General features: G+C 71.8%; 13 protein-coding genes. 4 read left to right on the plus strand and 9 right to left on the minus strand.

Features of this window, described 5'->3' with window-relative positions; all coding sequences use genetic code 11:
• Positions 1–8: 8 nt before the first annotated feature.
• Positions 9–2348: an FHA domain-containing protein gene (locus ACWDGI_RS41260; RefSeq protein ID WP_450768182.1), complete on the minus strand. Its 2340-nt coding sequence runs from the start codon at positions 2346–2348 to the stop codon at positions 9–11.
• Positions 2349–2487: 139 nt separating this feature from the next.
• On the minus strand, positions 2488–2898 hold the full coding sequence (locus tag ACWDGI_RS41265; protein ID WP_450768196.1) for a hypothetical protein: 411 nt from the start codon (positions 2896–2898) through the stop codon (positions 2488–2490).
• A gap of 311 nt (positions 2899–3209) precedes the next feature.
• On the opposite strand from ACWDGI_RS41265, the gene ACWDGI_RS41270 reads away from it, so the two are divergent.
• Both ACWDGI_RS41270 and ACWDGI_RS41275 read left to right on the plus strand, forming a co-directional pair.
• A complete protein-coding gene (locus ACWDGI_RS41270; protein ID WP_450768183.1) occupies positions 3210–3593 on the plus strand; it encodes a nuclear transport factor 2 family protein in 384 nt (127 codons plus the stop codon).
• Positions 3594–3670: 77 nt separating this feature from the next.
• Complete coding sequence (locus tag ACWDGI_RS41275) at positions 3671–3958, plus strand: DUF1905 domain-containing protein (protein ID WP_362576362.1); 288 nt, start codon at positions 3671–3673, stop codon at positions 3956–3958.
• A 74-nt stretch (positions 3959–4032) separates the two neighbouring features.
• Here the strand turns inward: ACWDGI_RS41275 and mgrA are convergent, their stop codons facing one another.
• The gene (gene mgrA / locus ACWDGI_RS41280; protein ID WP_450768184.1) at positions 4033–5025 is read right to left on the minus strand and encodes an L-glyceraldehyde 3-phosphate reductase; all 993 of its coding nucleotides are present in this window, start codon (positions 5023–5025) and stop codon (positions 4033–4035) included.
• Positions 5026–5135: 110 nt separating this feature from the next.
• On the opposite strand from mgrA, the gene ACWDGI_RS41285 reads away from it, so the two are divergent.
• Complete coding sequence (locus ACWDGI_RS41285; protein WP_450768185.1) at positions 5136–6050, plus strand: LysR substrate-binding domain-containing protein; 915 nt, start codon at positions 5136–5138, stop codon at positions 6048–6050.
• Between the two features lie 267 nt (positions 6051–6317).
• Positions 6318–6833 carry a mycothiol transferase gene (locus ACWDGI_RS41290; protein ID WP_450768186.1) on the plus strand — a complete coding sequence of 172 codons (516 nt, stop codon included), beginning with the start codon at positions 6318–6320 and terminating at the stop codon, positions 6831–6833.
• On the opposite strand, the gene ACWDGI_RS41295 is transcribed toward ACWDGI_RS41290, so the two are convergent.
• The 6 genes from ACWDGI_RS41295 to ACWDGI_RS41320 all read right to left on the minus strand — a co-directional run.
• Complete coding sequence (locus tag ACWDGI_RS41295; RefSeq protein ID WP_450768187.1) at positions 6815–7885, minus strand: adenosine deaminase; 1071 nt, start codon at positions 7883–7885, stop codon at positions 6815–6817. The genes ACWDGI_RS41290 and ACWDGI_RS41295 overlap by 19 nt on opposite strands.
• Before the next feature lie 38 nt (positions 7886–7923).
• Complete coding sequence (locus ACWDGI_RS41300; protein ID WP_450768188.1) at positions 7924–8316, minus strand: VOC family protein; 393 nt, start codon at positions 8314–8316, stop codon at positions 7924–7926.
• Between the two features lie 177 nt (positions 8317–8493).
• Positions 8494–9423 carry a M56 family metallopeptidase gene (locus tag ACWDGI_RS41305; protein ID WP_450768189.1) on the minus strand — a complete coding sequence of 310 codons (930 nt, stop codon included), beginning with the start codon at positions 9421–9423 and terminating at the stop codon, positions 8494–8496.
• The gene (locus tag ACWDGI_RS41310) at positions 9420–9803 is read right to left on the minus strand and encodes a BlaI/MecI/CopY family transcriptional regulator (RefSeq protein WP_450768190.1); all 384 of its coding nucleotides are present in this window, start codon (positions 9801–9803) and stop codon (positions 9420–9422) included. Before ACWDGI_RS41310 ends, ACWDGI_RS41305 begins: the two co-directional genes overlap by 4 nt.
• Positions 9804–10206: 403 nt before the next feature.
• Positions 10207–11112, minus strand: a complete 906-nt coding sequence (locus ACWDGI_RS41315; protein WP_450768191.1) for an oxidoreductase — start codon at positions 11110–11112, stop codon at positions 10207–10209.
• A gap of 35 nt (positions 11113–11147) precedes the next feature.
• A partial coding sequence (locus tag ACWDGI_RS41320) for a chitinase (RefSeq protein WP_450768192.1) occupies positions 11148–11351 on the minus strand: 204 nt, incomplete at its 5' end.

Here is an 11351-nt window from a genome sequence, read left to right on the forward strand (position 1 = left end):
CGCCTCGCCTACTTCCGCATCACGGCGGGTTCGTGCCGGCGCAGCAGCCGCGAGAGCACACAGCCGAAGGCGGCGGACAGCACCACCAGCATGACCATGTTGCGCAGCCAGACGCCCGCCGAGTGCCGGAAGAACGGGTCGGCGGTGAGCTTGCCCGGCACGATCCGGTGCAGTTCGACGGTGCCGGCCATGGCACCGAGCGCCCACCGGGAGGGGACCAGCCAGGCGAGCTGTTCGAGGCCGGGTACGCCGTCCAGCTTCAGCAGTGTTCCGCAGAAGACGACCTGGACGACGGTGAGCAGCACCAGCAGCGGCATCGTCACCTCCTCCTTGCGGACCAGGGCGGAGATCAGCAGGCCGAGCATCATCGCGGTGAAGGAGAGCACGGCCACGGCGACGGTGATCTCCAGCAGGGGTGGCATCAACACCCCTTCGCCGCCTGGCGCGTTGATGTCGACACCGGCCAGGCCCACCTGGGTGAGCACGACCGCCTGGAGCACGGTGATGGTGCCGAGGACCACGACCTTCGACATCACGTACGCCGATCTGGGCAGGCCGACGGCTCTCTCACGCTGGTAGATGACGCGTTCCTTGACCAGCTCGCGCACGGCGTTGGCCGCGCCGGTCAGCACCCCGCCCACGCACAGGGTGAGCAGCGCGTTGGTCGCGGTGTCGAAGGTGAGCTTGTTGCCGGCGACGGCCCGGGCCATCGCGCCCATGACGAACGGCAGTCCGATCATGATGGCGAGGAAGGTCCGGTCGGCGAGGAGGGCCGCGGTGTAGCGGCGCACCAGGGTCGAGAACTGGGCTCCCCAGCTGCGCGGGCGCGGTGGCGGGGGCGCGGTGACCGGACCGGCGCGCGGTACGACGGGCTGCGCGCTGGAGTTCACGATGTACTTCCGGTGGTACGACGAGCCGCGGAACTCCCCCGCCCAGTCCCGGTCGGTGTCCCGCTCGAACGCCTCGAAGGCCTCGGGCCACTCGTCGAAGCCGAAGAAGCCGAGGGCGTCGCCCGGCGGGCCGAAGTAGGCGGTCCGGCCGCCCGGCGCCAGGACCAGGAGTCGGTCGCAGACGTCGAGGCTGAGCACGCTGTGGGTGACGACGATGACGGTACGGCCGTCGTCGGCGAGGCCGCGCAGCATGTTCATCACCGAACGGTCCATGCCCGGGTCGAGTCCGGAGGTCGGCTCGTCGAGGAAGAGCAGGGACGGCTTGGTCAGCAGCTCCAGGGCGACGCTGACCCGCTTGCGCTGCCCGCCGGAGAGGCTGTGCACGGGCTGCTCGGCGCGCTGTTCGAGGCCGAGTTCCCGGATGACCTCCTCGACCCGCTCCCGCCGCTCCGCCTTCGCGGTGTCCTCGGGGAAGCGCAGTTCGGCGGCGTAGGTGAGGGCGCTGCGCACGGTCAGCTGGACGTGCAGGATGTCGTCCTGCGGGACCAGGCCGATGCGTTGGCGCAGCTCGGCGTAGTCGCGGTAGAGGTCACGGCCGTCGTAGAGGACGGTGCCGTGCTCGGCGGGGCGCTGGCCGGTGAGGGCACCGAGCAGGGTGGACTTGCCGGCGCCGCTCGGCCCGACCACGGCCAGCAGGCACTTCTCGCCGACCGGGAAGGAGACGTGGTCGAGCAGGATCTTGCGGCCTCGGTCGACGGCGACGGTGAGTTCCTGGACGTCGAGGGAGACCTCGCCGGTGTCGACGTACTCCTGCAGTTGGCCGTCGACCAGACAGAACGCCGAGTGGCCGATGCCGACGACGTCCCGGGGGCCGACCGGGGCGCGGATGACGGTGCGGCCGTTGAGGTAGGTGCCGTTGTGGCTGTCGAGGTCGACGATCTCGTAGCTGCCGTCGGGGTGGGCGCGCAGTTCGGCGTGGTGGCGGGAGACGACCAGGTCGTCGACGACGACGTCGTTGTCGGTGGCGCGGCCGATGCGGATGGTGCGGGCGTGCAGCCGTCGTACCGAGGAAGGCTGCCGGAAGGTGCCGGTGCGGCTGGGCATCGAGACGGCGGAGGGGCGGTCGGGGGCGGGCGGCGGGCGCCCGACGAGGACCGCGCTCGGCCCGTCGGCGGGGCTGCCGAAGCGGATGACCGTGCCGGGGCCCACTTCCCATTCCCGGATGCGGCGGCCGTCGGCGTAGGTGCCGTTGGTGCTCTGCTCGTCCTCGAGGGTCCAGTGGCCGTCGGAGGGCCGCAGCACCGCGTGGTGCCAGGAGACCCGGGAGTCGTCGATGACGATGTCGCTGTACGGGTCACGCCCGACGTGGTAGTCGCGGCCCGGGCTCATCACCGTGGATCCCGTGTCGGTCTCCAGGACGAGTTCGGGCGCCGTCGACGTGACCGGCCGCTCCGCCATGGCCAGAATTCTACAGATTTGTCAGCTTATACGCCCGACTGCGACCACCCGACCACGGCGACCCGACTGCGGCGACCCGACCACGGCGATCCGACCACGGCGACCCGACTGCGGACCCCCGGCCGACGGCTGTCACGTGTCAGGCCACGGGGACGACGAGGGCGGGGATGGTGCGCTGCATACGGAGGGCGTCGACGGACTCGGCGAGCAGTTCGTACTCGGTGGTGTCGTCCTGGACGGCGATCCGTACCAGCCGTCCGCCGGCCAGTTCGTCGGCGACGAGCTCCTGCCGGACCACGTCGGAACACCAGGCGCGAAGCAGACCGGGTACGTCCGAGACGGTCGCCCCCACCGGGACGAGCGCCCCCTGCGGATATCTGGGGTTCTCGGGTAAGGGGTCCAGCCGTTCCGCGATCCACGAGGCCCGGTCCCGTAACCACCACAGCGCCAGTGCCAGGGTCGGCGCACGGTAGGTGCCGAGCGGGACGCCGATGCGCTGCCCGCCGCAGATGCCGTATGCCGTGACATGGCACAGGAATTCATCGTGCACGATCACTCCCCCGTAGCTCGCCGGTGTGCCGTCGCGGGCCGGTTTTCCGTGCGGCTCCTGTGCGGTGAAGTGCTCCTGACATTCGAGTATGTTCACTTTCGAAACACTGTCACCACACCTTTCCGGCCAGTCTCTTGGCATATTCCGCCTGCGAATTGGCCGAAATGCTCCAGCTGTACGACCCCGCCTTCATTACCCGAGGGGTAATCGACCCGTCACCCGGATCCGGGCATGGTGGTGTCAACGGGTCGCCGCAAACCGCGATCCACCCCCCGACCAGCAGTGACACCCTCAATGGAGGCTGATTCGCCATGTCCGTGAACACCGACCGTTACCAGACCGCCGCCGCCCGCTACTTCGAGGCCTGGAACGCCACCGGGCCCGAGGCGCTGAGCAAGGCGGTCGCCGAGGCCTGGGCCCCGGAGGGCTCGTACACCGACCCGCTCGCCGACGTCTCCGGGCACGCCCAGATCACGGCCGTGATCGCGGCGGCGCACGAGCAGTTCCCGGGTTTCGTGTTCCGTCCGCTCGGGGCCGTCGACGGCCACCACGACACCGCGCGCTTCGGCTGGGAGCTGGTGAACGAGGCCGACGGCTCAGCACCGGTGGCCGGTTTTGACGTGGTCACGCTCAGCGAGGACGGCCGGATCCGGCAGGTGCTGGGCTTCCTGGACCGGGTGCCGACCGGGGCCTGAAGCCGGCGTCCGCGATGAGTTCCCGCGCTCGCGGCGGTCTCCTGTGCAGGAGAGACCACCGCGAGCGGAGGACCGCCATGAGTACGACCGCACGGCTGGACGTGGAGTTCACCGCCGTCCTGCGCAGGAGCCCGGAGAAGGGCGGTTGGACCTATGTGGTGTGGCCCGGGTCCGCGGAGTTCTTCGGCACCCGGGGGCTCGTCAAGGTCCGCGGGACGGTGGACGGACATCCGTTCCGGAGTTCCTTCATGGCCCTGGGCGACGGCACCCACAAGCTGCCGGTGAAGGCCGATGTCCGCGCGGCGATCGGCAAGGGCGAGGGGGACGCGGTGTGCGTCCGCCTCACCGAGCGCGTCACCGGTTGACGACGACGCCGCTCACCGGTCGGCGACGACGCCGGTCGACGAGGGCGCCGAACACCACTCGACGACGGCGTCGCTCACTGGTTGACGATCGCGTCGATCCGGGCCAGTTCCTCGGCGTCGAAGTCGAGGTTGCCGATGGCGCCGACGCAGTCCTCGACCTGCTGCGGGCTGCTCGCGCCGATCAGCGCGGAGGTCACCCGGCCGCCGCGCAGCACCCAGGACAGGGCGAGCTGGGCCAGGGTCTGGCCGCGGCCCTTGGCGACGTCGTCGAGGGCGCGCAGCTGGGCGACCAGGTCCTCGGTGACCGCGTCCGAGTTCAGGAACGGGCTGTCGCTCGCGGCCCGAGAACCCTCCGGGATGCCGTCGAGGTAGCGGCCGGTGAGCAGGCCCTGCTCCAGCGGCGAGAAGACGATGGAGCCGACCTGGAGCTCGTCGAGGGCGTCCAGGACGCCCTCGGTCTCCGGGCGGCGGTCGAGCATCGAGTAGCGCGGCTGGTGGATCAGGAGCGGGGTGCCCAGTTCGCCGAGGATCCGGGCGGCCTCGCGGGTCTGTTCCGCCGAGTAGTTGGAGACGCCGACGTAGAGCGCCTTGCCCTGCTGGACCGCGGAGTGCAGGGCGCCCATCGTCTCCTCCAGGGGAGTCTCCGGGTCCGGGCGGTGCGAGTAGAAGATGTCGACGTAGTCCAGCCCCATCCGGGTCAGGGACTGGTCCAGCGAGGACAGCAGGTACTTGCGCGAACCCCACTCGCCGTACGGGCCGGGCCACATCAGATAGCCGGCCTTGGTGGAGATCACCAGCTCGTCGCGGTACCCCGCGAAGTCCGCCTTCAGCGCCTCGCCGAACGCCGACTCGGCGGCGCCGGGCGGCGGGCCGTAGTTGTTGGCCAGGTCGAAGTGGGTGACCCCGAGGTCGAAGGCGCGCCGCAGGATGGCGCGCTGCGTCGTCACGGGCCGGTCGGGCCCGAAGTTGTGCCACAGGCCGAGCGACAGCGCGGGAAGCTTCAGGCCGCTGCGGCCGCTGCGGCGGTACGGCATGTCGGCGTAGCGGTCGGGGTGTGCGGTGTACAACGCGACTCCAGAGGGGTGGGCACAGGATCTACCGGTTCCACTCTTCCCCGAGCCTCCGCAGTGGTCCAACAGGAGAATCCGATGGAATTGTGCGGTTAGGCTTCTCAATCATGGAACTGCGCCACCTTCAGCACTTCGTCGCCGTCGCCGAGGACCAGCACTTCACCCGGGCCGCGGAACGGCTGCTGGTGTCCCAGTCGGGCCTGTCCGCCTCCATCCGGGCCCTGGAACGGGAACTGCGGGCGCCCCTGTTCGTGCGGACCACCCGCCGGGTGACGCTCACCGAGGCGGGCCGGGCGCTGCTCGGTGAGGCGGAGCGCATCCTCGCACAGGTGCGGTCGGCGCACGAGGCGGTGGCGGCGGTGCAGGGCGTGCTGCGCGGGACGCTGGCGCTGGGCACCGAGCAGTGCATCGCCGGGGTGCATGTGGCGGGGCTGCTCGCCGCCTTCCGGCGCCGGCACCCGGACGTGGAGATCCGGCTGCGGCAGGCCGGTTCGGGCGCGCTCGCCGAGGAGGTGGCGGCGGGCCGGCTGGACCTGGCCTTCGCCTACCGCACCCAGGACGACACCGACCAGCTGCGCTCGGTGGCCCTGACCGGCGAGCCGATGACCGTGCTGTGCCATCCCAGCCACCGGCTGGCCGCGGCCGGTACGGCGGTGGTCCCCGGGGACCTCGACGGGGAGGTGTTCGTGGACTTCCACCCGGACTGGGGCCCGCGCCGCACGACCGACTCGGCCTTCGCCGCGGCGGGCGTACGGCGCACGGTCGCGCTGGAGGTCAACGACGTGCACAGCCTCCTCGACCTGGTGGACGAGAACCTCGGCATCGCCGTCGTACCCCGGCACTTCCGGCACAAGCGGCCCTCGCTCAGCGCGCTCGCCCTCAAGGACACCGACGAGGCCGCGTACGAGACCGTCGCCCTGCTGCCGCCCGAGACGGCCACCAGCCCGGCGGCGCGGGCGCTGATCACCCTTCTCGAAACAGGGGGCCTGGCAACACCCCTGGAGGGCGCCCACCCCTCCTGACCTCGACCTCCCGTCGCCGCGGACTCATGAGCGTCCACAACCGCGACCGCGGCGCCGCCGACCTGCTGATCCTCACCGCGAGGACTTCACCGGCGAGCCGCGGCCCGGGTGCGGCTGCCGGGCCGGGGGCGGCTGCCGGGCCGGGGGCGACTGCCGGGCCGGGGGCGACTGCCGGGCCGGGTGCGGCTGCCGGGCCGGGTGCCGTCGGGGTTTCTCGGAACCTGGATTCCGGACGCATGACGAGCCGTGATGCGCGATCGTGGTCGCATGCATGCAAGGGACATCCTCATCGACGGCTTCGGCCGCATCCAGGAAGAAGTCCACGCCGCCCTCGACGGCCTCGACCCCGGCCTGATCAACAGGCCACCGGCCGCCGGCGCCAACTCCATCACCTGGCTGGTCTGGCACCTCACCCGGATCCAAGACGACCATGTGGCCGACGCCTTCGACCTCGACCAGGTGTGGCTGGCCCAGGGTTGGGAGAAACGCTTCGGCCTCGATCTGCCGCCCCGTGACCACGGGTACGGCCACACCCCGGCGAAGGTCGCGAAGGTCACGGTGGACTCCGGCGACCTGCTGACCGGCTACTACGACGCGGTGCACGAGCAGACCCTGGGGGTGCTGCGCGAGCTCCCCGCCAAGGATCTCGAACGGATCGTGGACACCCGCTTCGACCCACCGGTCACGCTGGGCGTACGGCTGGTGAGCGTCCTGTCCGACGATCTCCAGCACGTCGGACAGGCCGCCTACCTGCGGGGGCTGCTTCAGAGCACGGAGGCGTAACCCGGCAGCACGACGTCCTCGATGAGGGCCGTGCGCTCGTCGAACGGGATGAACGCGCTCTTCAGGGCGTTCACCGTGACCGTGCGCAGGTCCTCGGCCGTCCAGCCGGCCTCCTCGACCAGCAGGGCCATCTCCCGGGTCATCGTCGTACCGGACACCAGACGGTTGTCGGTGTTGAGGGTGACCCGGAAGCCCAGCTCCTTGAGCGCGGTGATCGGGTGTTCGGCGATGGAGGTGGCGCAGCCGGTCTGGAGGTTGGAGGTGGGGCACATCTCCAGGGCGATCCGGCGGTCGCGCACCCAGCTCGCGAGCCGGCCGAGCTTGTCGCCGGCGATGTCCTCGGTGATCCGCACACCGTGTCCGATGCGCTGGGCGCCGCACACCTGGATCGCCTGGTGGATGCTGGGCAGGCCGTGCGCCTCACCGGCGTGGATGGTGAAGGGCACGCTCTCGCGGCGCAGGTGCTCGAAGGCGGCGAGGTGGTCGGCGGGCGGGAAGCCGTCCTCGGCGCCCGCGATGTCGAAGCCGACGACTCCGGCGTCCCGGTAGGCGACGGCCAGCGCGGCGGCCTCGCCGACCCGGTCGAACATCCGCATCCCGCAGAGCAGGGTGCCGACCCGGACCGGCGTGCCGGCGGCAGCGGCCTTCGCCATACCGGCGGCCAGCCCCTCCTGCACGCTCTCCACGACCTCGCCCAGCGTGAGCCCGCCCTTGACGTTCAGCTCCGGGGCGTAGCGCACCTCGCCGTACACCACACCGTCGGCGGCGAGGTCGAGCACGTACTCCTCGGCGACGCGCCGCAGCCCCTCCTTGGTCTGCAGGACGGCGAGGGTGTGCTCGAAGGTGGCTATGTACCGCACCAGGTCACCGGAGTTGGCGGCCTCGAAGTACCAGGCGGCCAGCTCGTCCGGGTCGGTGGTGGGCAGGGTGTGACCGACCTCGGCCGCGAGCTCGACGAGGGTGGCGGGGCGCAGGCCGCCGTCGAGGTGGTCGTGCAGGACGGCCTTGGGGAGGCGGCGGATCACATCGGAGTCTACGCGCGTAGCAGTCATGGCGGGGTTTTCCTCGGCGGGTGATTCGGGGTGGCGGGTCAGTCGGTGGGCTGGAGCAGGTCCCAGCGGTTGCCGTACAGGTCCTGGAAGACGGCGACACTGCCGTACGGCTCGTGCCGCGGCTCTTCCAGGAAGGTCACGCCGGCGGCGGTCATCCGGGCGTGGTCGCGGGCGAAGTCGTCGGTGTGCAGGAAGAACCCGACGCGCCCGCCGGTCTGGTCGCCGACCCGGGCGCGCTGTCCGTCGTCCTTGGCGCGGGCGAGCAGCAGTCCGGTGCCCTGCCCTTCCGTCCCGGGCTCCACGACGACCCAACGGGAACCGTCCGGCCGCGGCGCGTCCTCGACCAGCCGGAACCCGAGAGCCTCGGTGTAGAAGCGGATCGCCTCGTCGTAGTCGCCGACGACGAGAGTGACCAGGGCGACGCGTCGCATGGGGGCCTTTCGGTGGAGCGGTTAGCGGGAGAGGTTATACGTAAAACTAGACGGACGCCAGTCGCCCTCTTCCCACGGCGGTATTTTCGGGAGGCGCCCGCCGGGGCGCCCCGACAGGGGCGCGGGGAACTGCGCGACCAGCCACTACGCACCCGCGCCCTCCGAACGGCGCTCGGCCTACCGCTCCGCCTCCCCCTGCGCGACCTCCACCCGATGATGGAAGTCGATCATCCCGGTCGCGGACGCGGCACACGAGAGCGCGGCGCACGCCGCGAGCAGCACCGCAACCCCGGAACCGGCCCGGCGCCGCCCCCGCGGCGCGGCCAGCAGCGCCGCCACCCGCCGCGGCACCGGCCCCGACGACGCCCCCGACACGAACGCCGGCCGCTCGATGCCCCCGCCCTGTCCCGCCAGCGCGGCCCGGGCGATCGCACGGGCCGTCAGCCGCCGGTCCCCCACCGCGCGCGCCGCGGCCTCGTCGGCGACCCGCTCCACGGCCAGCCGTACCACGTCCCGGACCTGCCGCAACGCCGGATGGCAGTGCGCCGCGAGCTCCGCCGCGGCCAGGAAGAAGTGGTGGCCGCCGGCGTTGTGCGCCCGTTCGTGCGCGAACAGCGCCTCCCGTTCGGCCCCGTCGAGGCTGCGCAGCATCCCCGTGGTGACGACGATCCGGTGCGGCCGGCCGGGCAGCGCGTACGCGTCCGGACCCGGCGAGTCGACCACGCACAGGTCGCCCGCGGCGGGCCCGCGCCCGGCCTCCGCACGGGCCGCACGGAAGGCACGTGCCTGCCGGAGCACCGATCGCGTGCCGGTCCAGACGCAGACGGCGAGAGCGCCGACCGAGAGGGCCGCGAGCGGCATGGCGTAACGGTCGGAGACCGTGTGCAGCGGCCGGACCAGCTCGCCGAGCGCCGCGAAGAACGGCAGCTTGAACAGTCCGGTCAGGACGAACGCGCCGAGCGCGGCCAGGGCGCAGCCCGCGAGGGCGACGGCCGAGACGGTGATCACCCAGAGCGCGGCGGTGGGCGCCAGCCGGTCGAGGGCCCGCCGGGAGAGCGCCGGCAGCGCGAACGGCACCAGCAGCGGCAGGATCAGCAGGGCGGTCATGACGCCCCGGGCTGCTCGCCGCCGTCGAGCAGACTCCGCAGGACACGCTCGTCGTCGGAGCTGAGCTGGGCGACGAAGCGGGCGAGCACGGTCTCCCGGTCGCTGTCACGGTCGAGTTCGCTGTGCATCCGCTTCGCGGTCAGGCCCTGCGCGTCCTGGACGGGGAAATAGGCGAAACCGCGGCCCTGCCGGTGCCGGTCGACCACGCCCTTGTCGTGCAGCCGGGTGAGGATCGTCGTCACGGTGGTGCGGGCCAGGTCCGCGCCGAGGCTGCGCTGCACCTGTCCGGGGGTCTGGGGCGCACCGGCGGCCCAGAGGGCGGCCATGACGCTCGCCTCCAGCTCGCCGGCGGGCCGGCGTTCGTCCTTCGCGTCGGCCATGGAAGGTCTGTCACCTCTTCTTCGTCCACAGTCCGGCAGACCGTCTACGTGAGTGTAGTCGGACGGTCGGCCGGCACCGTCTGTCCGTCTGTCCGCCTGTACGTCCTGTCCGTCCGTCCTGTCCGTCCGTCCTGTACGTCCGTCCTGTACGTCCGTCCTGTACGTCCGTCCATTATGGGAGGCGGCGCGGCCGGGGAGGGGCCCCTTTTCTCGCCGGACGACGTACCGGGGCCGACGTCGAGGCACCGCGGGCCGGGCCGGGCGGGGGCCCGTGCGGGGCCGGCCCGGCGCACGCCTGGTTCCGGATCCGGCCGTACGCGGTCGGGGCATGGCACGAGGAGCACGGGCCGTGCGGCCGCGGCGTCCGATGCGGGGCGGCGTGCGGGCCGACTGAGCCGGACCGTCAGACGGCCCTGGTGTGCAGGGCGTTCAGCTCGGTCAGCTCGTCCTCGGTGAACCGGACGGCGCCCGCCGCCACGTTCTCGGCCAGGTGGTCCGGGTTTCCGGTGCCGGGGATGGCGAGGACGTGCGGACCCTGGTGCAGGGTCCAGGCGAGTCGGACCTGGGCGGGGCTGGCGTCATGGGCGCGGGCGACCGCGAGGACGGCGTCGTCGTCGTTCTCGGTGGCGCCGCCCGCCCCGGCCTCGCCGGCGACGGCGAAGAACGGTACGAAGGCGATGCCGCGCTCGCCGCAGAGGCGGACCAGTTCGTCGGTGGCCGCGTCCCGCAGGTCGAGTCCCCAGCGGTTCTGCACGCACACCACGGGGGCGATGGCCAGCGCCTCGTCGAGATGGCGCGGTGTGACGTCGGAGACGCCGAGGTGCCGGACCAGTCCCGCCTCGCGGAGTTCGGCGAGGGCGCCGAAGTGCTCGGCGATCGAGTCCTGGCCCATCCGGCGGAGATTGACGACGTCGAGGTGGTCGCGGCCGAGCTGGCGCAGGTTCTCCTCGACCTGCCCGCGCAGCTGGTCGGGGCGGGCGGAGGTGGCCCACTCGCCGGAGTAGTCGCGGAAGGGGCCGACCTTGGTGACGATGACCAGGTCGTCGGGGTAGGGGGCGAGCGCGGTGTTGATGAGTTCGTTGGCGGAGCGCAGTGCGGAGAAGTAGAAGGCGGCCGTGTCGATGTGGTTCACACCGAGTTCCACGGCCTTGCGCAGTACGGCGACCGAGCGGGTGCGGTCGCTCGGTGTGCCGCGGTGGAAGGCGACGCTGCCCGTCAACCGCATCGCGCCGAAGCCGAGACGGTGGACGGGCAGATCGCCGAGGCTCCAGGTGCCGGAGGCGTCCGCGGTGATCGTTTCGGAGGTCATCGACGGAGTCTGGCACAGGGCCACCGCGGGACGGGTCAGCAGTAGAGGTTGTTGCCCGCCGCGACACCGAGAATCTGTGTGAACTTCTGGTAGGCGCTCACCCGGCTCTGCACCTGCGCGGGGTTCTTGCCGTCGCACTCGAGGGAGCCGTTGATGGAGCGGATGGTCTGGCCGAAGCCGGCGCCGTTGACCATGGCGTTGTGGGGGGTCATCGTGCCGGGGCCGCTCTGGGTGTTCCA

The sequence above is a fragment of the Streptomyces sp. NPDC001220 genome, assembly GCF_053597895.1.

Bases quoted from the DNA above. Each gene is read 5' to 3' on its own strand.
- ACWDGI_RS41315 (WP_450768191.1), bottom strand. From the start codon at position 11,112: ATGACCTCCGAAACGATCACCGCGGACGCCTCCGGCACCTGGAGCCTC.
- ACWDGI_RS41275 (WP_362576362.1), top strand. From the start codon at position 3,671: ATGAGTACGACCGCACGGCTGGACGTGGAGTTCACCGCCGTCCTGCGC.
- ACWDGI_RS41300 (WP_450768188.1), bottom strand. From the start codon at position 8,316: ATGCGACGCGTCGCCCTGGTCACTCTCGTCGTCGGCGACTACGACGAG.
- ACWDGI_RS41295 (WP_450768187.1), bottom strand. From the start codon at position 7,885: ATGACTGCTACGCGCGTAGACTCCGATGTGATCCGCCGCCTCCCCAAG.
- ACWDGI_RS41290 (WP_450768186.1), top strand. From the start codon at position 6,318: ATGCATGCAAGGGACATCCTCATCGACGGCTTCGGCCGCATCCAGGAA.
- ACWDGI_RS41310 (WP_450768190.1), bottom strand. From the start codon at position 9,803: ATGGCCGACGCGAAGGACGAACGCCGGCCCGCCGGCGAGCTGGAGGCG.
- ACWDGI_RS41305 (WP_450768189.1), bottom strand. From the start codon at position 9,423: ATGACCGCCCTGCTGATCCTGCCGCTGCTGGTGCCGTTCGCGCTGCCG.
- ACWDGI_RS41270 (WP_450768183.1), top strand. From the start codon at position 3,210: ATGTCCGTGAACACCGACCGTTACCAGACCGCCGCCGCCCGCTACTTC.
- ACWDGI_RS41285 (WP_450768185.1), top strand. From the start codon at position 5,136: ATGGAACTGCGCCACCTTCAGCACTTCGTCGCCGTCGCCGAGGACCAG.
- ACWDGI_RS41260 (WP_450768182.1), bottom strand. From the start codon at position 2,348: ATGGCGGAGCGGCCGGTCACGTCGACGGCGCCCGAACTCGTCCTGGAG.